This is a genomic window from Chitinophaga sp. 10T418, from assembly GCF_056394125.1.
The window spans coordinates 111,020-136,881 of record NZ_JBFTHG010000006.1 but is presented as its reverse complement, the minus strand read 5'-3'; the positions used below and the strand labels follow the sequence as shown (position 1 = coordinate 136,881).

Annotated in this window: 21 protein-coding genes; 10 read left to right on the top strand and 11 right to left on the bottom strand. The window is 45.1% G+C overall.

Features of this window, described 5'->3' with window-relative positions; all coding sequences use genetic code 11:
* The first annotated feature begins 86 nt into the window (after positions 1-86).
* Entirely contained in the window at positions 87-248 is a 162-nt protein-coding gene (locus AC1DCV_RS18730; protein ID WP_477024582.1) for a DUF1328 domain-containing protein, read from the top strand.
* A 262-nt stretch (positions 249-510) separates the two neighbouring features.
* On the opposite strand, the gene AC1DCV_RS18725 is transcribed toward AC1DCV_RS18730, so the two are convergent.
* A complete protein-coding gene (locus AC1DCV_RS18725) occupies positions 511-1,269 on the bottom strand; it encodes a DUF695 domain-containing protein (protein WP_477024581.1) in 759 nt (252 codons plus the stop codon).
* Between the two features lie 348 nt (positions 1,270-1,617).
* Between AC1DCV_RS18725 and AC1DCV_RS18720 the strand changes: the two genes are divergently transcribed.
* A complete protein-coding gene (locus AC1DCV_RS18720; RefSeq protein ID WP_477024580.1) occupies positions 1,618-4,107 on the top strand; it encodes a TonB-dependent receptor in 2,490 nt (829 codons plus the stop codon).
* A gap of 30 nt (positions 4,108-4,137) precedes the next feature.
* Positions 4,138-4,611, top strand: a complete 474-nt coding sequence (locus tag AC1DCV_RS18715; RefSeq protein ID WP_477024579.1) for an acyl-CoA thioesterase — start codon at positions 4,138-4,140, stop codon at positions 4,609-4,611.
* A gap of 165 nt (positions 4,612-4,776) precedes the next feature.
* On the opposite strand, the gene AC1DCV_RS18710 is transcribed toward AC1DCV_RS18715, so the two are convergent.
* The 3 genes from AC1DCV_RS18710 to AC1DCV_RS18700 all read right to left on the bottom strand — a co-directional run bounded on the left by AC1DCV_RS18710 (position 4,777) and on the right by AC1DCV_RS18700 (position 7,205).
* Positions 4,777-6,549, bottom strand: coding sequence for an ABC transporter ATP-binding protein (locus tag AC1DCV_RS18710; protein ID WP_477024578.1), 1,773 nt, complete (start codon positions 6,547-6,549; stop codon positions 4,777-4,779).
* Between the two features lie 141 nt (positions 6,550-6,690).
* Positions 6,691-6,933, bottom strand: coding sequence for a hypothetical protein (locus AC1DCV_RS18705; protein WP_477024577.1), 243 nt, complete (start codon positions 6,931-6,933; stop codon positions 6,691-6,693).
* A 74-nt stretch (positions 6,934-7,007) separates the two neighbouring features.
* Positions 7,008-7,205 carry a hypothetical protein gene (locus AC1DCV_RS18700; protein ID WP_477024576.1) on the bottom strand — a complete coding sequence of 66 codons (198 nt, stop codon included), beginning with the start codon at positions 7,203-7,205 and terminating at the stop codon, positions 7,008-7,010.
* 132 nt (positions 7,206-7,337) lie between these two features.
* Here AC1DCV_RS18700 and AC1DCV_RS18695 point away from each other — a divergent pair, with 132 nt between their 5' ends.
* The 3 genes from AC1DCV_RS18695 to nfi are packed head-to-tail and all read left to right on the top strand — an operon-like array spanning position 7,338 to position 9,948.
* Positions 7,338-8,003, top strand: a complete 666-nt coding sequence (locus AC1DCV_RS18695; RefSeq protein ID WP_477024575.1) for an MgtC/SapB family protein — start codon at positions 7,338-7,340, stop codon at positions 8,001-8,003.
* A 22-nt stretch (positions 8,004-8,025) separates the two neighbouring features.
* Positions 8,026-9,234, top strand: coding sequence for a DUF763 domain-containing protein (locus AC1DCV_RS18690; RefSeq protein ID WP_477024574.1), 1,209 nt, complete (start codon positions 8,026-8,028; stop codon positions 9,232-9,234).
* Positions 9,235-9,258: 24 nt separating this feature from the next.
* On the top strand, positions 9,259-9,948 hold the full coding sequence (gene nfi / locus AC1DCV_RS18685; protein ID WP_477024573.1) for a deoxyribonuclease V: 690 nt from the start codon (positions 9,259-9,261) through the stop codon (positions 9,946-9,948).
* A 1-nt stretch (position 9,949) separates the two neighbouring features.
* Here the strand turns inward: nfi and AC1DCV_RS18680 are convergent, their stop codons facing one another.
* The 5 genes from AC1DCV_RS18680 to AC1DCV_RS18660 form a co-directional block, all read right to left on the bottom strand.
* Entirely contained in the window at positions 9,950-11,578 is a 1,629-nt protein-coding gene (locus AC1DCV_RS18680; RefSeq protein WP_477024572.1) for a hypothetical protein, read from the bottom strand.
* Between the two features lie 130 nt (positions 11,579-11,708).
* Positions 11,709-12,887, bottom strand: a complete 1,179-nt coding sequence (locus AC1DCV_RS18675; RefSeq protein ID WP_477024571.1) for an efflux RND transporter periplasmic adaptor subunit — start codon at positions 12,885-12,887, stop codon at positions 11,709-11,711.
* 73 nt (positions 12,888-12,960) lie between these two features.
* Positions 12,961-14,193, bottom strand: coding sequence for a TolC family protein (locus AC1DCV_RS18670; protein ID WP_477024570.1), 1,233 nt, complete (start codon positions 14,191-14,193; stop codon positions 12,961-12,963).
* Positions 14,190-17,321: an efflux RND transporter permease subunit gene (locus tag AC1DCV_RS18665; protein WP_477024569.1), complete on the bottom strand. Its 3,132-nt coding sequence runs from the start codon at positions 17,319-17,321 to the stop codon at positions 14,190-14,192. The genes AC1DCV_RS18670 and AC1DCV_RS18665 overlap by 4 nt, the downstream gene beginning before the upstream one ends.
* 98 nt (positions 17,322-17,419) lie before the next feature.
* The gene (locus AC1DCV_RS18660) at positions 17,420-17,734 is read right to left on the bottom strand and encodes a DUF6660 family protein (RefSeq protein ID WP_477024568.1); all 315 of its coding nucleotides are present in this window, start codon (positions 17,732-17,734) and stop codon (positions 17,420-17,422) included.
* Positions 17,735-17,837: 103 nt separating this feature from the next.
* Here AC1DCV_RS18660 and AC1DCV_RS18655 point away from each other — a divergent pair, with 103 nt between their 5' ends.
* From AC1DCV_RS18655 to AC1DCV_RS18640, 4 genes are all read left to right on the top strand, one after another.
* Entirely contained in the window at positions 17,838-18,533 is a 696-nt protein-coding gene (locus AC1DCV_RS18655) for a LytR/AlgR family response regulator transcription factor (RefSeq protein ID WP_477024567.1), read from the top strand.
* 127 nt (positions 18,534-18,660) lie between these two features.
* Entirely contained in the window at positions 18,661-18,855 is a 195-nt protein-coding gene (locus AC1DCV_RS18650; RefSeq protein ID WP_477024566.1) for a hypothetical protein, read from the top strand.
* A gap of 144 nt (positions 18,856-18,999) precedes the next feature.
* Positions 19,000-21,204, top strand: coding sequence for a hybrid sensor histidine kinase/response regulator (locus tag AC1DCV_RS18645; protein WP_477024565.1), 2,205 nt, complete (start codon positions 19,000-19,002; stop codon positions 21,202-21,204).
* Positions 21,205-21,359: 155 nt separating this feature from the next.
* Positions 21,360-21,557, top strand: a complete 198-nt coding sequence (locus tag AC1DCV_RS18640; protein WP_441575095.1) for a hypothetical protein — start codon at positions 21,360-21,362, stop codon at positions 21,555-21,557.
* 148 nt (positions 21,558-21,705) lie between these two features.
* Here AC1DCV_RS18640 and AC1DCV_RS18635 read toward each other — a convergent pair whose 3' ends face one another.
* Positions 21,706-22,959, bottom strand: a complete 1,254-nt coding sequence (locus AC1DCV_RS18635; RefSeq protein WP_441575096.1) for a tetratricopeptide repeat protein — start codon at positions 22,957-22,959, stop codon at positions 21,706-21,708.
* A 160-nt stretch (positions 22,960-23,119) separates the two neighbouring features.
* Positions 23,120-25,726 carry a DNA gyrase subunit A gene (gene gyrA / locus AC1DCV_RS18630; protein ID WP_477024564.1) on the bottom strand — a complete coding sequence of 869 codons (2,607 nt, stop codon included), beginning with the start codon at positions 25,724-25,726 and terminating at the stop codon, positions 23,120-23,122.
* Positions 25,727-25,862 lie beyond the last annotated feature (136 nt).

Sequence of the window (25,862 nt, the reverse complement as noted above, 5' to 3'; positions counted from 1 at the left end):
GCGGAATGATAATTGTATAAAAAATTGAACGAATGACTTGTAAGAAAGTTACAGATACCAATTGTTCACCATAAAAGCATCTACTTATGTTACGCTGGGCACTCATCTTTTTTATCGTAGCCATCATTGCCGCCGTATTTGGGTTTGGTGGTATTGCAGCAGGTGCGGCCTCTATTGCCAAGATCCTGTTCTTTATTTTCCTAGTGTTGTTTGCAATTTCTTTACTGGCAGGAATGCTGAGAAAATAGTTTTAACAGCTTTTAGCAGTTAGCTTTTAGCTTTTAGCAAATGTTATGTTGGATAACAGCTTTTAGCAGTTAGCTTTTAGCTTTTAGCAAATGTTATGTTGGATAACAGCTTTTAGCAGTTAGCTTTTAGCTTTTAGCAAATGTTATGTTGGACAACAGCTTTTAGCAGTTAGCTTTTAGCTTTTAGCAAATGTTATGTTGAGGATCATATGCCGATGTCCAACATAACATTTGCTAAAAGCTAAAAGCTAACTGCTAAAAGCTATTTCATTATACTGGTTTCCCAGCCATCATATTCTGCATTTACTTGTTGTGCCAGTTCCCAAAGACTCATCACTACACTATCTATCGTTGCCTCGCTGGCTTTGTCCGGGCGGGAAATACATAGTTTATAAGGAAACTCCGGGTTATCGGTTTTATCTTCTCTGGCGAGTGTAAAGCCATTTTCTTTAATATGTTCCCAGTAGGCGATCTTATCTTCCTCTGTTCTGAAATGAATCCAGTGTTCAATTGGACGTTCTTTTTCAGAAGCATCACCATGCTGCCGGAGCATACGTAAAACTTTCCTGTTTTGTATACGTTGAAATTCGTATACGTCAGGAAAGAGGAAATCGAAATATAACTCCCAGTTATTATCTTCCTTCACACCGTAATCATACCTGTAATCCGGGAAACTAATCATTGCATCTGCAATGAATTTATCATGCAGCAATGTAGTACCCGCATAGAAGTAAAAGTCGCGTACACCATTGGAAAAAGTACGGCCTACAAAATGCGCATCCAGCCTGGTTTGCAACTGCTCTACCAAACTGTCCTCAATTTCACCCATGATGGCAAATTCATCGTTCTGCGGGAATCCGTCCTCACGTGGATTGTTAAGATATACTGTTATATATATGGCATTCGGCTTTTCCTTTAATGGCGCAAATCGTCTCAGATCAAGGTCAAGGCCTATTACTGCTGGACTTTCTTCAATATGGCACGTATAAATATCCCAGTCCGGGCGGTAATCCTTATGCATATAAAAAAATTAAAATAACGCAACAGCTGGCTGTAAAGATACGTTGCTCTCCGTTACAACGGAAAAGATAAACTTGTATTGAACCCTTTTTTATCCACAAAATTTAGCGTATGCTTTACGTTGGCCTCCATACAATTACGCCGGATATAAGGAGGGCTTAACACTAATTAACACTTGGGGTATTTTTACCCATTCTTTCGGCAACCTGCTACCACAAAGAATCCTGCTCAATTCTGTAGTTGAAACAGCGGACTGCAAAGGGTTCCATTCGACCTTTCATCCCAAAAACGGGTGTTTCCTCATTCATAAAAACTAATTTTACAGGGCTATAAATTGTTGGAAGCTATTATGAGAAAAATTGTATCGTTATTTACAGGCTGGCTATTGTTATGTTGTTTTACCGCTATGGCGCAACAGCCCGGAGGGAAGGCTGCCTCCACCAGCACCGGTGTTATTTATGGTAAACTCCTGGATGCACAAACCGGCAAACCTATTGAGTACGCATCTGTGGCATTGTTACGTCCGGATTCTTCCGTGCAGACAGGAATGCTCTCCAAAACAAACGGAGATTTCAGTTTCGAAAATATTGCCCTCAGCAAATATATCCTCAAGTTTAATTTTATCGGATATGAAACGATTTATAAAGTCGCTGCCCTTTCTGCCAAAACCGGCAGCATTGATATCGGTAATGTAAAGCTGAAAGCAAATGTAAAATCACTGGCTGCAGTAAATGTAGTAGGCGAAAGACCTGCCTTTACCATGGCGATAGATAAAAGGGTATTTAATGTAGATAAAAACCTATCGAGCATTGGTGGTACTGCCACAGATGTATTAAAACAGGTACCTTCTGTAAACGTGGACATTGACGGCAACGTTACTGTTCGCAATGGTACACCTACCATCTTTATTGATGGCCGCCCTTCTACCCTCACGCTGGATCAGATCCCTGCAGATGCTATTCAGAATATTGAAGTAGTCACGAATCCCTCTGCCAAATATGACGCAGAAGGTATGAGCGGTATATTAAACATCGTGCTGAAAAAAAATAAAAAAGCGGGCATTAACGGTGTAATCAGCGCGGGTGCCACCTCCCTCGGCAGCACCAATGGTGGCATTGATTTCAACCTGCGTCAGGAGAAATTTAATTTCTTCATCAACTACAATGTCCGCAACCGTAAATCACCGATGACCAGCCGCCTGTATAGAAAAAATATAGGCGCTGATACCACTACCTACACCGAACAACTGGAAGACGGTGACTTCTATCGCAAATTTCAGACTGGCCGCATAGGATTCGATTGGTTCATTGATAACCGCAATACCATTACTGTTTCAGAGAATATTACCGGTGGTAACTTTAATAAATACAATGAGCAAACAGTGAATGAACTGGATGCCAAACAACAGAAAGTGCGTTATGGAACCGGTATCGACAATACATTGAACGGCTTCCGTAACTACACCACCCAGCTGGGATACAAACATACTTTTGCCAGAGAAGGTGAAGAACTGACCGCCGATTTCACTTATAACTATGCCACAGGCGATAATAGTTCTAACTATTCACTGCAATATTTCGACTTGTCCGGCAAGCCGATCTATGATCCGAAGAAGCCTGAATTACGCAATGGCAGCGGCGAAGGAAAAACGACCTATCTTACCGCACAGTTGGATTATGTGAGACCACTGACTGAAAAATCCAAAATTGAAATGGGATTGCGCAGCAACACCCGCAAGTTTGATAATTTCACGAATACCTACGGACAGAACTATCCTTCCGGTACATTCATCCTGGACTCAGCCCTCTCCAATAACTATCATTACCAGGAACAGATCAATGCAGGCTACATAAGCTATACCGGCGCCAAAGATAATTTCGGCTACCAGGTGGGCTTAAGAGCAGAGCAGTCCAACTACGATGGTGAAACAAGACTGGGACAAAAATCTTCCTATAAGATCAGTTACCCGGTAAGCTTCTTCCCCAGCATTTTCCTCTCTCAGAAATTCAAGGGGGATAACGAAGTACAACTGAATTACAGCCGCCGTATACGCCGGCCCTGGTTCAGAGACCTGCTGCCAACGATTGACTATAGCGGCCAAAGTGCCAGCACCGGCAATCCGGATCTGAAGCCTGAATTCACCAATTCCTTTGAGCTGTCATACCTGAAAGATTTTGCGCATAAGCACAACCTGCTGGTATCTTTATACTATCGTAATACCACCAATGCCATCACAGATTTTTATGTAGATACCACCCTTAATCTGAACGGACAGGTGCAGCATGTATTACTCCAGTACCCTATCAACGCCAGCACAAGGAACTCCTACGGAGCAGAATTTACCCTGAGAAGTCAGCTGACGAAGAGCTGGGATCTGACTACCAACATCAACCTCGCTCAGACAAAGATCGATGCCACCAGCAATGGTAATAACTTATCCAATCAGGGAATTACCTGGTTCGGTAAATTAAACAGCAATACTAAACTGCCATGGAACCTCACGTTCCAGGTAAGTGCGGAATATGAGTCCAAACAAATTATGCCACAGGGAGAAAGAGAGCCGAAATGGTCTGCAGATGCGGCGATCAAAAAAGATATGCTGAAAAACAAAGCACTGTCTATTTCGCTTGGTATCAGTGACATTTTCAATACCGACCGAAATCTTTCTTATACTACCACCCCTTTTTCAGAGCAGGAAAACTACCGTAAACGCCTTACCCGTGAGCTGAAACTGAATGCTACCTGGCGTTTCGGCAAAATGGACACCAACCTGTTCAAAAGGAAGAATAACAAGTCCAAAGAAAACAATGGTGAAATGGGCGGAGGTGATAATTTTTAATTCGTAATTTGTAGTCCGTAAACAACACTTATGGATTCTATTTATCACACTATCACCCTACGTTTCCTGGCCGAGCCATCAGACGTAAACTTCGGCGGAAAGGTACATGGAGGCTCCGTTATGAAGTGGATTGACCAGGCAGGTTATACCTGTGCGGCCAACTGGAGCGGACAGTATGCTGTTACGATTTATGTGGGAGGTATTCGTTTTTTTAAGCCTATTTCTATTGGGGACCTGGTAGAAATCAATGCTAAAATTATTTATACCGGCAACACCAGCATGCATATTTCCATTGATGTATTTGCCGGCAATCCGCGACAACAGCAGAAAACAAAAACGACTCACTGCGTGATGGTTTTTGCAGCCGTAGATGATACCGGTAAAACGGTGCCAGTGCCTAAGTGGATCCCGCAAACCGCCAGTGAAATCAGCATGGAAGGCTATGCGAAAAAGCTAATGGATTTACGTAAAGATATTGATGAAGAAATGAAGCCGTATATGTGAGGAATAGCTGTTAGCCATTAGCTGTTAGCTTTTAGTAAATGCAGCGGAGAGGAAGATATATTTTAATAGGAGAAGCCCTTCCGGTATACGGAAGGGCTTCTTTGTTGATATTATATAATTTTATCCGCTGCATTTGCTAAAAGCTAACAGCTAATGGCTAAAAGCTTAACTCGCAAACTGCATATCGCTCAGTGTTCTGTACAATCCATCCAGTCCTATCAATTCGCTGTGTGTACCTTCTTCTACGATATGCCCCTTGTCCAGCACAATAATTTTATCGGCTTGTCTTACGGTGGCGAGTCTATGTGCGATAACGATAGAGGTGCGTCCTTCCATCAATTTATCTAATGCATCCTGCACGAGTTTTTCTGATTCGGAGTCCAGTGCAGATGTAGCTTCGTCCAGGATCAGGATACGGGGATTCTTCAATACTGCTCTCGCTATGGCGATGCGTTGCCGCTGTCCGCCGGAAAGTTGTATGCCTCTTTCCCCCACTACTGTGTTTAGTCCTAACGGGAACCGCTGTATGAATTCCCAGGCATTGGCCTGTCTCGCTGCTGCTTCCATTTCCTCAAAGCTGGCACCAGGTTTACCATAGGCGATATTTTCAGCAATCGTACCACCAAAAAGGAATACATCCTGCGGCACCACTGCCATTTGTGAACGCAGCTGTGATAAAGGGAAAGATGTACTTTCTTTACCATCGAACAGGATGCTGCCGCTTACCGGATCGTACAGGCGTAACAGTAAGGATACAATGGTGCTTTTACCGGCGCCACTAGGTCCTACCAATGCAACCTTCTGATCAGCATATACATCAAATGATACGTTATTCATGATGGAAAGATCCGGACGGGAAGGATAATGAAAAGAGATATTGCGGAAACTGATTTGCCCATCCAGCTGATTTTCCCGTGCAATTTCCGTTACCGGTGTGATGGGTTCTGCTGGTTCATCAAGTATTTCCAGCAAATGTTCTGTTGCCCCGATGCTCTTTTGCAGGTTGGTATATACCTCCGCCAGGCCAGCAATAGAGCCGCCTATGAAAAGAGAATACAGCACAAAAGATAACAGGGAAGATGTGGGCATGCCAATGGCTACCCCTCTCCAGATCACTGCTACCAGCGCACCAAAAATGCCCATGATGATAAAAGAAGAAAAAGCGCCACGATACTTACCACTTTTTATCCCAATGGTGGCGGCTTCATTGGTTCGTAGCCGATAACGGGCTATTTCAAAAAATTCGTTAGCGAATGCTTTTACATTCAGGATTCCCTGCAGCGTTTCTTCTACTACGGTATTGGAGGCAGCTACCTTTTCCTGTACTTCTTTGGAAAAACGGCGGATGAATTTTCCAAAAAATACGGCGCCTACCATCATTACTGGTAAAATGGCCAGCATAAAGGCGGTCAGCTGAGGAGAGGTAATCAATAATATGACTACGCCTCCAATGATGATAATCATTTGCCGGATAAATTCAGCCAGGGTGGTGGTGAATGTTTCCTGCAACAGGGAAATATCAGATGAGATGCGGCTGCTCAGCTCTCCCACCCTTCTTTCCAGGAAAAATTTCATTGGCAGCCGGATCAGGTGACTGTAAATGGTTTGGCGGAGTGTGGCCAGCGTTTTCTCTGTTACATTTACAAATAATACAATACGAAAAAAGGAGAAAATGGCTTGCCCTATCAGTACGGCAATCATCATGACGCCGGCCTTATTCATGCCATTAATCAGATGCGTATTACTGCCAGGATCTACCAGGTTGCCCAATAATTTCRGAAAAGCTAGTCCGGCCAGGCTGGAAATAAAGAGAAAAAGCAGGCCCAGTGCAAATTCTGGCCAGTAGGGTTTAACATAACGAAACAGGCGGAATGTTTTTTTCAGGGACGCCACTTTAATGGGCTTTTTGGGTGACGTGGCTGTAAGGTCGTTTTGCATTTCGGATATAAGTCTTTGTTAATAGAGGTAGACGAAGTGTATCCAAATATATTGCAAAAAGCGGTATAAAATTTATAACGCCTCCGGTGTTTGTTTCTCTTTTTGCAGAAAAACAAACGCCGGAGGCGTCATGCTGCGAATTTAACGCCGCGGTCTGTTTTTGGAAGAGTCCCCGGCACCAGTGCCGAAACGGGATGAATCTTCCCCGGGATTGATAGCCCCGGGTGGTGCTTGCGCTGCCGGAACGGTGTCTGGATTTATCAGGCCTGCTGTATCTTCAACAGTGACCGTTGAATCTGATGCCGGCTTATTGCCGTTGCCGCATGCTCCAAGGAATAACGCTACTACTCCTGCCAGCATGAACATGTTCGTGACTTTTTTCATAATACCGTTGTTTAAGGGTGAAGTAAATCAGGTTTGTATAGTTAACAAAGTCACACCTTAAACAGGATCATTGGTTATAACCGGGCGGTATCGGGCCTGGTCCTGGTGGTATCAACGGGAATCACACTGGTGCTATCAACTTTAGGGATAGACACCGCAGCAGAATCAGCTTCCCTGCCGGCTTCTTTAGAGCCGCTACAGGCAAAAAGAAAAATGCTGAGCATTCCGGCTATACATAATACCACACAAGTCTTGTAAAAAAAGGGTTCCATTATGAAATAAATTTATGGTTAGTAACTGTAGCCATAACACTCGTCAGGACAAACAGTTTAAATGGCTGTCACTTTTTCTTACAGGAAAGAATTGTGCCAACGCGTACATTTGTAATAATATATTTTCACCGTATGAAGCATGTTTTGCAGGTCATAGAAGAAGATCAGATCCTGAAAGTGCTGATAGCACTGGTTATGGGAGCATTACTGGGACTGGAAAGAGAATATAAACGCAAGGCCGCAGGGATGCGTACCATGACGTTGATATGTATGAGCAGTGCGGTATTCACGATACTTTCTGCGGAACTGGGATTCCCCAATTCTCCGGATCGTGTAGCCTCCAACATCCTTACAGGCGTGGGTTTCATCGGTGCAGGTGTAATTTTTAAAGGAGATTATACGATCGATGGTATTACCACTGCGGCCGCTATCTGGATCGCTGCCGCGATAGGGATGGCGGTTGGTATGAGCCAGTACTGGCTGGCTATAGCCGCGCTGGTGGGCTCGTTGATCGTACTGGTGACACTTGAAATAGTGGAACGAAAAATTGCGGAAGTAAATGATAAGCGTCTCTACACACTTTACTTTTATGAAGAGAAATTTCCACACATGGATGTTGACAATATCCTACAGGGCTTCCACCTGAAATATAGAAAACTGATGGTAGTGCGGAAGGAAAATATCATAGAAGTAAATTACGTTGTGCGGGGCCACCGCAGCAAAATGGAAAAGTTAGATGAGTTTTTGCTACAGAATGCAAATATCTTTCAGTACCAGGTGCAGGCGAATCCATCGTAACCATCTTCTTAATTAATTTGATATGCCATCACATGCAGATCTGCCTTTACACTATGGACAGGTACCACCCTGGCTGGCAAAGCGCATGAGCCTTTTGGGCGGCGCCATTGTAGAGGCCATTGTGACCGACTACGGTAAAGGGGAAGTGATAAAGCGGCTTAGCGATCCCTGTTGGTTTCAGGCACTGGGTTGTGTGTTGGGTATGGACTGGCACTCTTCAGGAATAACCACCAGCGTAATGGGCGCTTTAAAGAAAGCCATTAATCCCCGCTCGGCTGAACTGGGTATTTATATCTGTGGTGGCAAAGGTCGCCACAGCAAACAAACGCCGGCGGAACTGACTGCCATTGCACATAAAACCGGCCTGCCGGGAGATCAACTGGTATATAGCAGTAAGCTCACCGCCAAAGTAGACAATACCGCCATCCAGGACGGCTTCCAGTTATACCTGCATTCTTTTATCCTCTCTGATGAAGGCGAATGGGCTGTGGTACAACAGGGAATGAATGATGCCAGCAGTATGGCCAGGCGTTACCACTGGCATTCTTCTGCCTTTAAGTCGTTTACAGAAGCACCTCATACTTTTATCTACGGACGTAACCAGGGACAGATCCTGAACCTGACCGATCTGCAGGCCAACGTTACCAAATCAGGTATTCTCCAACTGACAAAGGAAAAGCCCGTACACCTGTTGCCGGAGATACGCAACCTGTTGATGCCTTCTCACCACGATGTGAGAGCAGAAAATGTGAACCTGAAAAGACTGGGCAGTGTACTTGCACTGGCGCATGATACCCATCCTGCCGACTTTGAAGCCCTGTTGATGCTGGAAGGCGTAGGTCCGAGGACGTTACAGTCACTCACGCTGGTAAGCGAAGTAATACACGGCACTCCCTCCCGGTTTGAAGACCCGGCCCGGTTTTCGTTTGCCCATGGAGGTAAGGATGGTCATCCCTTCCCGGTACCTACCAGGATATACGATGAAACCATTCATACGCTCAAAGAAGCTCTGCATAAGGCTAAAATAGGTGAGTCGGATAAGAAGGATGCCATACGCAAACTGTCTGCCCTCTCCCAGCAAATAGAAAAGGACTTTGAGCCTAATACCAATTTTGATAACGTCATAGAACAGGAACGACAAGACTCCTGGCGATACGGCGGCAGAACTGTTTTTGGGAAAGCTGTAAAACCAGCCCCGCCAAAGAACGGTGATCAGCTGAAGCTTTTCTGAATGGAATCATAAACAGCGGAATTCATGATCAACTATAATGAGCTAACGGTACCAGAAGCCACCCGTATTCAGCGGGAAATGCAATCTGAAATCCAGATCATTCCCTATCAAGGTCCGGTAAATTACATAGCAGGCGCTGATATTTCGTTTAATAAATTCAGCACCACCGTATATGCGGGCATTGTATTACTAAAGTTTCCATCGCTTACGCCCGTTGGTTATAGCCTCGTAAAAAAGGAAGTATTGTTTCCTTATGTACCTGGCTTCCTTGCTTTCCGGGAAGTGCCCGCCCTGCTGGATGCCTGGGAGCAGCTTCCTGTAAAACCAGATATTCTAGTAGTAGATGGTCATGGTATTGCGCATCCGCGGCGCATGGGCATTGCCACACATTTTGGTGTACTGACCAACCAGCCCACGATAGGCAGTGCCAAGAAAAAGCTGTTCGGTAATTATGAAGAACCTGCACCGGAGAAAGGCAGCCATACACCACTCACAGATAAACAGGGGCAGGTATTGGGTCATGTACTGCGCAGCAAAAATAAAGTCAAACCGATTTTTGTATCTCCGGGTCACCTGACGGATGTTGCCGGTAGCCTCGATATCTTACAACAATGCATTCAAGGGTACCGGCTGCCAGAACCTACGCGCCTGGCGCATAATGCGGTGAATCAGTTCAGGCTGGGAGAAATTCCAGCAGGGTGGACTGAGCTATAACTTAGAATTTTATCCAGGCAATGTTTGCTTTCTTATCCAATCCTTTACGGGAAATCAATACCGTAGCATATACGCCGTTTTGTGCATCGTAATCTGCTGCGCCCATCATACATGCATATCCTTTTGTTACTTCAGGAGCGCCAAACAAAAACATTCTTTCCATCTTTCCTTTATAGAAACGGTAGCAAACGAAATTAGCGTCTGTAGCGAATTTCAACGGCTTACGTACTTTGTCGGAGCCACCGGTATCCAGGTATTGCAGGTAATCATTGAATAATACAAAAGAAACATCCGGGCGCGGAATATAATCGTAGGAGAGCCAGGTGTTGGTATTGAGCGCTGCAATTTTGTTGCGGAACATCCATTCACTTTTAGTGCGGCGTTGCAACTGGAAGGGCTCACAGATGCCTGTAATCACCTGGTATTTGGAAACAGCCATGGTGGTATTTTCTCTCCCAATAGTGTCCAGCAGGGCAATACCAATATCTCCCAGGTTAGTATGGAGTTTATTGATCTGCGAATTCCCTTGCTTAAAGAAAGAGAGGTTTTCCATTAACAAAGTACTGMTGCCATCTTCGTTTAGTAGTAACCGTTGTGGTGTTCCTTTGTAGGGATCTTTATACCCCAGGTTCACTTCCACATTGCGGGCCAGTTCCGGAAATACCAGTTGTACATGCTTCTTTAACTTGCCGGTAGCCGCCTGAAAAGTATTCATGATAATACCGCTGCCACCTTCCTTTTGCTTTGCGGGTATATACAATACCATGCGTACCTGCCCCACTGCCGGTGCTGCCTGAATATAACCACCTACATTACCTGCGCCGGCGGTATAATCCAACACATGGTGGGCGAACGTAGCCGAATCTGCCGACAGCATGGAAAAGAGTACCTTGGGACCTGCATCCCCTTCTGCACGTTTAGCATTGAATGCTACGGTACCAAGGTATACCTTCGCTTTACCCGCTACCGCCATACTGATATAACTGAAATAGTTATACGAAGTATCTGCTATGTAAAACCAACCCTTATTTATGATGTCATGCGTGGGTGAAAAATGCAGGATTTGTATGCGTTCATGAATGCTGTCATTTTTTTGAATAGCAGCCCCGGAAAATAACGCCACGGCGTAATAGTCGCTGTTAGGATCTTTCTCTACAAAAATATCATGCGATGCCAGGTTATCTTCTACAAACACGCTGCGATGCTGAATAGATGGCAATTCCCCGAGTTTATCCTCCCGCAATAATTTACCTGTTTCGCTATCCAGTACCAACCGGTATAACACCGGGTTATATTTTACCAGTTGTTGCAGGAAGATGACCGGCTGCCCGTTTATTTCATAAATACCATCTATTTCCGTGGACTCCAGATCGCTGCTGTTCCATTGTTGTGTATGGAGTGTATCCGTTACCGTTAATTCATGCGCCGCATTATACACTGATACCGACAGCCCCTCTTTTTTTGAAAAATGCAGGTAGAAGGTATTACCATTCTTTAACTGCATCAGTTTATCCCAACCATCTCCCGGCTCCCCGAAATCGGGCCCTAGTGTTACAACAGGTACCTGGGCAAATGCCAGGGTACTGAAAAGTAATGCCCCTAAAAGGGCCGGCCATCTTAAATAACTCATTGCTTTATTAATTAATAATTTCAAATATATGAAATTATTTAAATTCTAAAGCATTGGAACGTTATGGTGGAATCCGGGTTAAAGTCTTCAGGCAGCTGTAGCCGCCTGAAGATCATCTTATAAAAAATGTCTAATGGCCTTCATGCTCTCCACTGTTCTTTAGCTTGGCCAGCAGATCGTATGCACCCGTCACTACGATATCAGCATCCGGCGCATCTTTGGGAAAGGTCACCTCTGTGTATCCCTGTTCACTGTTGCCCTTTTGCACTTCCACCATGTTAAAATGGAAACTACTATCTGTGGCTGGCTTTTTCATAAACACATACGCCTTGTTTTCAAAATTAACAACGGCTGCATCGGGCAACGCTTTCACGTTGCCGGCGCCGGTTTCAATCATGGCCTGTAAATAGGTGCCCGGCAGCAATTGTGTGTCTTCCTGCTCCAGGTGGCAATGTACCCTTACCGTTCTTTCCGGGCTGATTTCGCGGCCTATCAGGTGCACGGTGGCCGTACGCTGGCTAGTTTCATTCGCCAAGGTAAAACGCACCAGCTGCCCGAGTTTCAGCTTTGGAATATCTTTTTCAAATACGGTTAGCTCGGCATGCAAATGCTCTGTATTCACAATACGAAACAGGATATCCGCCGGCGTTACAAACTGTCCCAGGTTAACATTTACCTGTGTAACGTACCCACTGATAGGCGTAGTGATGTTTACGGTGCGCTGTATATTCCCTTTTTCCAAAGAAGCGAGATTGATGTTCAACACCGCCAATTTCTGTTTCAGCCCATTCTCTTTAGCCTGCAGGGTTTGCCAGGTGGCCTTGGCCTGTTGCAGCGTTTTCAGGGCGTTTACGTTTTCCCTGGCCAACTCCTGCTGACGCTCATATTCTTTCGTGGCATATTCCAGCTGACTTCTTACTTCCAGGTAGTCCTGTTGCATTTGTATGTAGTCGAGGTTTTCCAGGACGGCTATTACCTGTCCCTGCTTTACCCGCATCCCTTGCAGTAAACTCGTTTGTTTTACAAAACCACCCATCGGTACCGCAATGCTTACCTGCTGCTGCGGAGGCACATCCAGCAGTCCGTTTACTTTTACAGCGCCGCTGATCTGCCGGTTTTCCGGTTTACCATAGGCGATGCCCACTGTTTTAAATTGCTCGGCGGTGAGTTCTACTACTCCGGCTTCTTCTTCATGGTCGTGGGCCTCCGTAGCTTTATTGGCGTCCGGCTTATTACCGCAGGAAACCACCAACACGGCAGCAGCCATTGCTATAACAGGAAGAAGGATATATTTTTTTAATTGTTGCATGATGAATCGTTTTATGAATGTGACTGCCGGCCGGTTAAGACGAGGTAGCCGGTTTATTACTAACAGCGCTACATTACGGTTGTCCTGCCAGGAAAGCCATATATAACTCCGCCTGTTTTACATCGTTGCGCACCAGCAAATAGCCCTGCTGGGCTGCCAGCGCATGTTCCAGGTTCAGGAAGTATTCTGCATAACCAATGTCGCCGCTACTGTATGATTTCTCGGATTGCTTCAATAACAATTCTACATTGGGCAACGAGGTACGCTGGTAAAACTCCAGGCTGTTGCGGTTTTTAATAAACTGTTGAACGGCCTGTTCGTATTGCGATTGCAACTGAATCACGTTATTATCGTAATGCAGGCTAGCGGCTTGTTGCTGCTTTTCTTCCGCCCTCACTTTTGCTTTGAGGGGTCCCATCCAGAGTGGTAACGCCAGTCCTACCTGGAATCCCTGGAACCGGTTACTATTAGTAGCCAGCGGCGATCCGGAGGCATTTAACGGGTTACCTATAAATGACTGGTTAAAATAGCCCACCGTGATATCCGGCAGTATGGCGGCTTTGAATACCTTCTGCTGTTTCTCTGCAATATTGATTTGTTGTTTCAGGTATTGCAGTTGCGGATTCGCCGCTACGGCCATGGAGTCACTGCTCAGAGGCATATTGGCTTCCGGGATCACAGACTCTGAAATAGTCACTGGTGCGGTGGTACCCAACAGGGCCTGCAGGCGCGCGGTATATATCTTAATATCCGCTTCATTTTGCCGCAGGGAATTACGCACTTCATTTAACCTGCCTTCTGCTGCTGTTTTTTCCAGCATCCTGCTTTCGCCGGTTCTGTAGCGCAGATCAGCGCTGCGGGCAAAATTGGTAAACAGGCTATCCTGGTGAATGATCAGCGCCCTCACTTCCTGCAGGTACAGCAATTGTACATATATCTGTTTCACCTGGTAAATGAGTTCATTTTTTGTAGCAGCCTTCAGCCAAACAGCTTTCTCTACCTGGGCATTATTCAGTTGCTTTTTTGCGCCAAATAAAGACGGAAAGGGAATCGTCTGGGAAACACTATAGTTGTTATCATTGGATACATAACTATTCGTTTGCCCATATTGCAGACTCAATTCCGTTTTGGGAAGTTCTGCACTGGTACCTACCAGTTTCCGGTAATAATCGATAGACGCGTCTGCCGATTTGAGTCCTTTGTTTTGCTGCAAGGCCTGTTGTACAGCGGTTTCCATGGTGAGTGGCTGCGTTTGCGCCAATACCGAAAATGGAAACATTAAAAAGATGAATATCCTGATGCTCATAATTTTTGTTTTGAAAAGCCTTTTTCAAAATAGATGTATAAACAGGGTAATACCAATAGTGTCAGCAATGTGGAAGTAATCAATCCTCCGATCACTACGGTAGCTAACGGCCGTTGTACTTCCGCGCCTGCGCTGGTGGCCAGCGCCATTGGCAAAAATCCAAGCGACGCAACAAATGCTGTCATCAGCACAGGACGTAAGCGTGTAGCCGTTCCATTTAGTACTATACTATTCAGATCACGAAGGCCTGATTGTTTTAAACGGTTAAATTCTCCTATCAGCACGATACCATTCAATACCGCTACGCCAAACAGGGCAATGAATCCTACGCCGGCAGAGATACTGAAAGGCAGTCCTCTTATTAACAGGGCGAACACCCCTCCTATGGCCGACATGGGGATGGCGGTGAAAATCAGCAACGACTGTTTTACAGAACGGAAAGTGAAATACAACAGTCCGAAAATGAGTAACAACGCAATGGGCACAGCCACGGATAAACGCTGATTGGCTTCTTTCAGGTTTTCAAACTGACCGCCGTATCGTATAAAATAGCCGGCCGGTAATTTCACTTCTTTATCTATTGCTTTTTCAATGTCGGTAACAACGCTGGCAATATCACGTCCGCGTACGTTGAAGCCTACAATGGTGCGGCGTTTGGCATCTTCCCGTTGCACCTGGTTAGGCCCGATCGTCATACTTACGTTGGCCACTTCTGCCAGCGGTACCTGGTTGCCCGAGGGAGTAGTAATGTATAGGTTTTGTACATCCGCCAGGCTCTGACGGCTCTGTTGATCGAGCCGGAGTACCAGGTCGAAACGCTTCTCGCCTTCATATACCAGTCCGGCGCTTTGTCCGGCGAAGGCAGTGTTGATTGCCTGGTTAATAGTGGCAATATCCAGTCCGTAACGGGCTATCTTATCCCGATCAGCTGTTACCACTATTTGTGGCAGACCGCCTGTTTGTTCTACGTAAAGGTCTTTGGCGCCGGCAGTGCGGTTTACAATGCCGCCAATCTTATCAGCCAGCCCGGCCAGCGTGGCCAGGTCTTCCCCGAAGATCTTGATCCCAACATCCTGTCTCACGCCGGAGATCAGTTCATTAAACCGAAGCTGTATAGGCTGACTAAAGCCGAAGCTGACGCCTGGTATAGCTTCCAGCGCTTCCTGCATTTTGTTGGCCAGCTCTTCGCGGCTGCGGGCACTGGTCCATTCCTTTTTAGGTTTCAATAAAATGGTCAGATCGCAGGCCTCCATGGGCATTGGATCCGTGGGGATTTCCGCGGCGCCTATTTTGCCGATCACCTCTTTTACTTCCGGAAATTGCGTCATCAATATACCGGAAGCCAGACTTACTTTGTCAATGGTTTCGGACAATGAACTCCCGGTGAGTAATCGGGTTTCCACGGCGAAGTCGCCCTCTTCCAGGGTAGGAATAAATTCTCCCCCCATCTTGCCAAATAAAAATAATGCTATTACAAAAAGCAGGATGGCAGTTCCCGTTACCAGGGCTTTTGCCCGTAGTGCCCCCTTTATAACGGGATCGTATATACGCTGAAAGAAGCGCATCATACGATCTGAGATCGTGATTTTATTATCCAGGTTTTTGCTTAATAGTAAGGCCGAAATCATCGGCACATAGGTGAGTGATAGTATAAACGCACCCAGGATGGCAAAAGAAACTGTTTGCGCCATCGGGCGGAACATCTTCCCTTCAATACCGGTAAGTGCCAGGATAGGCAGGTAAACGATCAGGATGATGATTTCACCAAAAGCAGCGGTGCTGCGTATTTTGCTGGCAGCGTCATATACTTCCGTATCCATTTCCGCCTGCGATAACCGCAGCAGACCTTCAGATCTATTTCTACCGGCCAGGTGGTGTAAAGTGGCTTCCACAATGATCACCGCCCCATCTACAATGAGCCCGAAGTCGATCGCTCCCAGGCTCATGAGGTTACCGGACACCCCAAACAGGTACATCATGGAAATGGCAAACAACATGGATAAAGGAATCACCGAGGCTACAATCAGCCCGGCGCGCAGGTTACCGAGGAACAGCACCAATACAAAAATAACGATCAGCGCCCCTTCTATGAGGTTCTTCTGTACCGTCCCTACTGCCCTGCCAACAAACTCGCTGCGGTCCAGGAAAGGCTCTACTACTACACCCGGAGGCAATGTCTTCTGGATCTGTGCAATCCGGGCTTTTACCGCCCTTACCACCTCATTGGAGTTTTTCCCTTTCAGCATCATCACGATGCCACCTACGGCTTCACCGCTGGCATTGCGGGTCAATGCCCCGTAACGTACAGCATCACCTATCTGTACTGTCGCCACATCTCGTACCAGCACGGGCAGGCCGTTCGGGATATTCTTCACCACAATCTTCTCTATATCCGCCAGGTTACCAATCAGGCCTTCGCTGCGAATAAAATAAGCATTAGGCTTTTTATCTATATATGCACCGCCTGTATTCTGGTTATTTCTTTCCAATGCATTAAACACATCTGCAATACTCAGCTGGTAACTGCGCAGTTTATCAGGATTCAGGGTTACCTGGTATTGCTTCAGCAAACCACCAAAGCTGTTGACTTCCGCCACACCGGGTGTACCCAGCAGCTGTCGTCTTACGTACCAATCCTGAACAGTACGCAGTTCACGTGCATTAAACTTGTCTTCATATCCTTTCTGAGGATGCAGTACATACTGATATACTTCTCCCAGTCCACTGGAGATGGGTGACATCTCCGGTGTTCCTATTCCTGGTGGGATATTGGTTTTAGCTTCTCCGAGCTTTTCGTTTACCTGTTGCCGTGCCCAATAAATATCTACATCGTCATGAAATACGATAGTCACCACAGACAATCCAAACCTGGATATAGAGCGGACTTCCGCCAGTTCGGGAATAACCGCCATGGTTTGTTCTATCGGAAAGGTAATGAGCCTTTCTACTTCCTGTGCAGCGAGCGAAGGTGACTGTGTGATCACCTGTACCTGGTTATTGGTGATATCAGGCACCGCATCTACGGGTAGGCGTAACAGTGAGTAGGTACCACAAGCCACCAGCACGAGTGTAAGGATACCAATAACTAATTTGTTCCTCACAGAGAAACGAATGATCTTATCCAGCATGATTGATTCAATAAGTAATAAAATGATGTACCTGAACCATATCTGTACCCTTTAAAGGCACTGATACGCTCATAGCAAAAACATCCCATAAAACATTATTAAACCAGCTGTGGGGGCTGCCAGATATTATCTGAAGAAGAAGGGAGCGGATTAACCGGCAAAACAGGATAATCAAGGATTACCTGCTGCATGTAGAAATAAACGATCACGGGAGTAACAGGGGTTACCTGCACATTACAACAACTGCATACACATAAAGGAGAGCAGAAGTCTGGTTGTGATTCATGGTTATGTGAAGGGGTCAGCAGTGCATAAGACACTCCCGGGCTACTGCTCACCGCATTGTTATCCGTGCATGGGATGCAGGACAACAGCAGTATATAACAGCTTAATATATAAAGTAGCCACTTCATGATTACAAATGTAAAAATTAAAAGTATAAGTCTCCCGGAAAAAACTGCATCGTAGTTGCGGCTGAGATGATTTTATATTATGATTTGTCCTTAAATTAGCCGCATGAATTGCCTGATAGTAGATGATAATAAGCTGGCCCGGACCGCCATGAAGCAACTGGCCAGCCATGTAGAGCATCTTCACGTTGTTGGCGAGTGCAGCAGCGCGATGGAAGCTTATAATCTTTTACAGAAAGAGAAAATAGATCTCCTCCTGCTGGACATAGAAATGCCCGGCATGAGCGGATTGGAGTTAACCCGTAACCTGGGTAAAAAACGTCCAGTGATCATTTTTACCACGGTAAAAAAAGAATACGCGGTAGAAGCATTTGAGCTGAACGTAGCCGATTACCTTATCAAGCCGGTACAACCTGCCCGTTTTATACAGTCTATTGAAAAGGCCAAAGAAATTTTTGACAGCAATAACCGGGAACTGCAGGTATCTGATACGGAGTTTGTTTTTATACGTGATAATGGCATATTAAAAAGAATACGTACGGAAGATATTCTTTTCCTGGAAGCGATGGGTGACTATGTTAAACTAAATACCCCTCAGAAATTTCACGCTATACACACTACTTTGAAAGCACTGGAAGAAAAGCTCCCTACCGGTAAGTTTATGCGTGTACACCGCTCTTATATCGTAGCGCTTGACAAAATTGAGTCCATAGAAGACGGTACTATCCTCATTCAGAAGAATGCTATACCCATAGCGGATGCATACCGCTCTGCGCTGAATAATAAACTGAATCTCCTGTAGCTCAACGACACTTTATCCTTTTTGACCGATAGCTGCTGCCTGTTGGGCCATAAGTTATGCAACTGCCTTTGAAGTGGATGTATCTTTAGGTCGTCAAACAATTGATCACTAACTAAAATATACAACCATGAAAAAGTTTGGTATTATCATCGCTGCAGCTATGTTGTTTATCAGTGCATCATCTTTTGCACAAGCAATAACACCTAAAAAAGAAGTTAAGAAAGAAGCGACAGCGAAAGCTCCTGCTCATAAAAAGCATGCAAAGCATCATCATAAAGCAGCCAAACCAGCTGCTGCTCCTGCTGCACCGAAAGCGAAATAATTACAATTCATTATTGATTTTTTCTATTATTTAGCCTCAGAGTAATTGTGCTCTGAGGCTAAATAACTAGAGAACTAAGGAATAATTTCCTACTTTTAATGAACTGGCGTTCCTATATCAGCGTTTACTATGTACTAAACTGTCATGCAGCCAAAAAGAATCAAATATTACCTCCTCGGCCTGTTCATTTCCGGAATGGTGTTATTTGTTGTGCTGCAGTTTAATTCTTCCAACAATATCCGCAAGCTGATCAAAGGCAATGAGCAACTACTGCAGGAGCTGAATGTAAAAAATGAGCTGCAGAAGTTGCAAACCAATATGGCCAAAACCGATAGCAAAGTGCGCGGGGCGGTCATTTCCCAGGATACTACCCACATCACCGGCATCGAAGCTGAAATTGCCATCATCAAAGCCGACCTCAAAGAGATTAATAAAATCATCAAAAACGATAGTACAGAAAAGCTCCTCACCCAGCTCAATTACCTGGTGGATGAGAAGAACAACTTTAACCTGATGGTATTGGATACCTTTTACAGCAATGGCAAATGGGCCGCTGAAAAGATGATCAATAATCAGAAAGGAAAACGGCTCGGAGAAGCCATTACCAGCATTATCCGGCAACTGGATACTACCCGGCAATCAGAGGTAAACCGCACTACTCACCTGATTGACAGCAGCGGGCAAAAAGCACAAAGCTGGGGAACCGTGCTGGTATTCTTTGCCTGCTTAACCAGCTTACTGGCATTCCTTTATATTACCAGCCGTATCCACCGGCAGGAACAACTCATAGAAGCCCTGGATGAATCACAGCAACAGGAGAAAAGGCTGGCAGCAGTAAAAGACCAGTTCCTCGCTAATATGAGCCATGAAATCCGTACGCCCATGAATGCTGTGCTGGGCTTTACTCATCTGTTAAAAGCGCAGCCGCTCAACGATAAGTCAAAAGAATATGTAGGCGTTATTGAAAATGCCGGGCAAAGTTTGCTCGAGATCATCAATGATATACTGGATATCTCTAAAATAGAATCCGGTATGATGCGCATAGAAGCCACTGCTTTTAGCCTGCGCAGTGTGTTACATGGTGTGAACACCATGTTCAAACCCAAGGCAGAAGAAAAGCAACTGCAGTTGTCCGTTACCATTGATGAAGAAGTACCGGATATTTTATATGGAGATGTGATGCGGCTGACACAGGTGCTCATAAACCTTACGAGCAATGCGGTTAAATTCACCAACGAAGGTGAAGTGCGCATTCACGTAACAAAGGTATGGTCGGAAGAAAAGGCTGTTCGTATATTGTTTACCGTTAGTGATACCGGCATTGGCATAGATGCCTCTAAACTACATAGTATATTCGATCGCTTTAACCAGGCAGAAGCCTCTACCACACGCAAGTTCGGAGGAACAGGATTGGGGTTAACCATTGTAAAACAACTGATAGAACTGCAGAATGGTTTTATTTCCGTGGAAAGTAAAGCCGGTGAAGGCGCTACTTTCAAAGTAGAATTACCTTATACTTTGGGAGAATCGCTTTCTGAAGAAGGTAATACTTATTTTAGCGAGAATGATCAGTTACCGTTGCATCCGGATGTACGTTTGCTGGTGGCAGAAGATAATAAAATGAACCAGAACCTGCTTCGTCATCTGCTGAGTAGCTGGCAGTTGCAATATAAGATTGTCAATAATGGCAAAGAGGTATTACAGGCGCTGGATAAACAACATTACGACCTGGTGCTGATGGATATACAAATGCCTGAAATGGACGGCTATTCTGCCGTACAGGCGATCCGCAATGAGTTGCACTCCACGATTCCGGTGATTGCTATGACAGCACATGCCATGGCTGGAGAACGGGAAAAATGTTTACAGATGGGCATGAATGAGTATATTTCAAAGCCTATTATTGAAGAGGAACTCTATAAAATGATCCAGGTATACATTGGCAAATTGCCGCCCCGGGAATTGCCGGCAGCCTGGTATCATCCGCATGAAAATGGTAACGCTCCGCAACAGCTGATTAACATGCACTACCTCCACGATCTTTCCAAGGGCAATCTGCACTTCGAAAAAACGATGCTGGAGCAATTCATTGCACAACTGCCTGAAGAGCTGTCTCTTCTGAAAAAAGCAGTGGTAGCAGAAGACATTACCGCGATCCGTGCCAACGCTCATAACTTAAAAACAACCGTTTCATTTATAGGGCTGGAAGCACATCTCTATCCTATACTGGAGCCACTGGAAAAACTGCAGGAAAATAACTACCATCCCAATGTAGTAGCCGGGCAGTTCAATACCCTGAAACAACTGTGTATACAGGCCGTACAGGAAGCGATCAATATTTTATTATAGTTCGCAGCGTACATTACCGTACATTTTTCCTTGTTCAACGACAGTAATTCCCTTTTCACCGAAACCTAGCCTAAAAGCCTTCTCTCCTGCTGTATTTTTACTGTAGAAATTTTAACAACACATTCATCATCTAATCATTTTAAAAGACAATTATCATGAAAAAAAGCCTGATCGCCGCTGTAGTAGTAATGAGCATTTCTGCTGCTTCTTTCGCACAAGCACCAGCTGCTAAACCAGCTAAGAAAGAAAAAGCTAAAACTGAAGCTGCAAAGCCTGCTGCTGATTCTACTAAAAAAGCTGCAAAACCTGCTAAGAAAGCTGAAGCAAAACCTGCTGCTGCTAAGAAAGCATAATTTAAGCTATAAAGCGTTTGAGTTAATAAGTCCCGTCTACCTCAGGTTGACGGGATTTTTTTGTGCCCTCAGGTTGCTGAAAAAGGAGCATAAAAAAAGAGTCCACCGCGAGGTGGACTCTTTTCAATGATATGTATAGTAGCTGCTATTATTTCAAACCGTCCAGTTTCTTTTTCACTTCTTCTACTTTAGCAGTGTTGTTTTTGATTGCATAGATCTTCTGTAAAGCATATAAGCAGCTTTCGTAGGTTTGTTTGTCGCTTTGATCCAGGCTGCTGGCTTTAGCGGTAAAACCTGCATCAGCTTTTTCAAAGAAAGGTAATGCCTGGTTCATCAGACCTTCCACTTTACCTTGTAATTCTTTTGCTTTAGGAGAAGATTGTTGTTTGCTATCCAGACCGTTCAGTTCTTTGTTAAAAACAACAGCTCGGTTAAAATACAGAGCACCTAACTGGAAGTTAGCGGTAGCATCTGCGGCATTCATTTCGATCGCTTTTTTGTAAGCTGCTTCCGCTTTACCGATCAGTTCTTCGTAATTAGCTGGTTTAGGAGCGTCATTACCTTTATCATCACGGGGATTAGCCAGGTTGTCTACACGGATAGCGTAGTCCAGTACTGCAGCTTCATCGCTTGGGTTGTCAGCAATTTTCTTTTCCAGCATACCGAGTAATTCGTTTGTCTTACCGGTTTTGCTGTAGAAAGCCATTTCCATGTCGTTAAAGCGTTTATCCTTAGGGAATAAAACTTTAGCTTGTTCAATGGTTTTCAGCCAGTTTGCCTGATCGCCTTTTTCTTCGTAGAGCTGACCCAGGATTACATAGAGTGCTGGTTCACCTTTGAATTGCAGATCTGCTGCTTTTTTCAGGTAAGTGAAAGCGTCATCTTTTTTACCTGCCTGGTTAGCAGCGTAACCAACGTAAAAAGTCAGGGCAGTATCTGTAGGAATGGAACCACCTAAATTTTTACCATTGTAGAATTCAGCTACTTCGAAAGCTTTTTTGAAGTTGATCAGAGAGGAATCCCATTTCTGTTCGTTCAGGTTAGCATAACCAGCATTAGCAATGGTAGCGTATACATTGAACAAAGGCTGGTTCATTTCCAGAACTGCCTCTTTCATTTTAGGATCTATTTCCAATGCTTTCTTGAAAGCGGCAAAAGCATCTCCGGCTAAAGCGGAGTTCTTTTGTTTGGTGCCCATTGCTTCGAGGATTTTACCATCTACCAGCCAGGTTTTAGCTTCGTTTTTGGTTTTATCGTTCTGTAATGCTGCGTCAATGTCCGCTTTGGCTTTTTCCAGATCTTGCTTCTTCAGGTTCTCATCCGCACTGCTAACTTTTGCCCGTTGCGCCATAACCGATACACCGGCCGTGCAAAAGAGAAGAGATACCAATAATTTTTTCATGCTTTTGTTTTTTTTAGTTGCTGATTACAATAAGAGTATGGTGCTCTAATAAATAATAATACAACCAGCAATCCCGTTACCACTAAGAGCTGGCTGTATTTTTTATCAGGAACAGGCAACAGTTCTTCCTAAAGGAGCTGTTGCCTGTTTTTTAACTAAGTTATTCGTTTGTTGGTGCTGCTTCGCCGGCGGTTTCTTCCGGAGGAGCATCATTGCTTTCAGCAGTTGGCGTCTCGTCAGTGGCTACAGCTGGTGTTTCGCTACCCTCTACACCTTCTTCATCAGGGATGGCTTCTACTACTTCCTGTTCGTCCAGACGTGCTACGGCAGCAATTTCATCGCTGTCATCCAGGCGGATCAATCTAACACCTTGTGTGGCGCGACCTGCTTCGCGGATATCTGCAACGGCCATACGAATGGTGATACCTGATTTACAAGTGATCATCAGATCGTGTTTCTCTGTTACATCGAGTATTGCGATCAGATTACCGGTTTTTTCAGTGATGTTAATGGTTTTCACCCCTTTACCACCGCGGTTGGTAATACGATACTCTTCAATATTGGTACGTTTACCGAAACCTTTCTCGGAAACCACCAGGATTGTTTTCTGATCGTCGTCTTTATTAACACAAACCATACCAACCACTTCATCGTTCTCGCTGTCTACCTCAATTCCTCTTACACCGATAGCGCCACGACCTGTGTCACGTACGGTTGCTTCAGGGAATCTGATAGCGCGTCCACTCTGAATGGCCATCATGATCTGGCTGTCACCGGTGGTCAGTTTAGCTTCCAGCAGTTCATCGCCTTCATTGATGGTAATAGCATTTACACCGTTCTGACGAGGGCGGGAGAATTCTTCCACCATGGTCTTCTTGATGATACCCTTCTTGGTACAAAGTACAATATAATGGTTATTGATAAAATCTTTGTCGCCCAGGTCTTTGATATCAATGATGGCGCGGATTTTATCATCGCCTGGTAATTGAATCATATTCTGGATGGCACGTCCTTTACCGCTCTTTTCTCCGTCCGGAATTTCGTAAACCTTCAGCCAGTAGCAGCGGCCTTTTTCCGTGAAGAACAACATGGTATGGTGCGTAGAGGCCACAAACAGGTGTTCTATATAATCCTCATCACGTGTTTTTCCGCCGATGGCGCCACGTCCGCCGCGTTTCTGCTGACGGTAATCGTAAGCAGAGGTGCGTTTGATATAACCCAGGTGAGAAATGGTAATTACCACGTCTTCTTCTGCGATGATATCTTCAATTCTCATTTCGCTGGCGAGGTACTGAATCTCTGTTTTACGTTCGTCACCGAATTTCTTTTTCACTTCTTCCAGTTCTTCGCGGATGATTTTCATACGTAATCCTTCATCGTCCAGTACTTCTTTCAGATAAGTGATCAGCTTCATGATATCATCGTATTCAGCACGGATCTTGTCGCGTTCCATACCGGTCAGACGTTGTAAACGCAGTTCCAGTATAGCTTTGGACTGTAATTCAGACAAACCGAATTCGCTCATCAGGCCATCTTTCGCGATTTCCGGTGTAGCAGCCGCGCGGATCAGGGCAATTACCTGATCCAGGTGATCCAGTGCGATGAGGTAACCAGCGAGGATATGCGCTTTTTCTTCTGCTTTACGCAGGTCAAAGCGGGTTCTCCTGATCACTACTTCATGACGGAAGTCGATGAACTCACCGATCATATCTTTCAGGTTCAGGATACGTGGACGGCCTTTTACCAGCGCCACGTTATTGATACCGTAAGATGTCTGCAGTTCGGAATATTTAAATAACTGGTTGATGATCACATTAGAGATAGCTTCTCTTTTCAGATCAATTACCAGGCGCATTCCTTCACGGTCACTTTCGTCACGTACATCGGAAATGCCTTCAATAATTTTATCATTTACCAGCTGCGCAATTTTCTGATGCAGAACGGCCTTGTTGATCTGGTAAGGCAATTCATAAATGATCAGTTTTTCGCGGCCGTTTTTAGCCGTTTCTGAGGTAATTTTACCTCTTACCACTACTCTGCCCCTTCCGGTTTCAAATCCCTGCTTAACGCCCTCAAAACCATAAATAACACCGCCTGTTGGGAAGTCAGGTGCTTTTACGTGTTTAATCAGTTCCTCAATGGTGATCTCTTTGTTTTCGATATAGGCGATGGCACCATCCACTACCTCGTTGAGGTTATGGGGCATAATATTGGTGGCCATACCTACGGCGATACCGGAGGCACCGTTTACGAGCAGGTTTGGAATACGGGTTGGCAGTACAGTAGGTTCTTCGAGGGTATCATCGAAGTTGTTGGTAAAGTCTACCGTTTCTTTTTCAATGTCTTCCAGCATGGCCTCTGCGATCTTCTGCAGACGGATCTCCGTGTAACGCATCGCTGCCGGCATGTCTCCATCTACCGAACCGAAGTTACCCTGACCATCCACCATTGGATAACGCATGCTCCAGGGCTGCGCCAGACGTACAATGGTGTCATAAATGGAAGCATCACCATGTGGGTGATATTTACCCATTACCTCACCCACAATACGCGCTGATTTCTTGTAGGCTTTGTTACTGTGATTCCCCAGTTCATTCATTCCGAATAAAACGCGGCGGTGCACAGGCTTCAAACCATCTCTCACATCGGGTAAGGCGCGGCCTACGATCACGGACATAGAGTAATCTATGTAGGCCGTTTTCATTTGCTCCTCGATATTTATCTGGACAATTCTCCCTTCCTGATGATTTTCCGTATGCTCTGTCATTTTGTGTGTTGATTTACAGTTTTTTCTGCTCAAAACAGATAAAGGCAAATATAGCCATTTCAGCCCTTATTACGAGCTAAATATCAGAAAATGTGAATAAAAAGGGCTATAGGGATAAACGATTATATTGCAATAT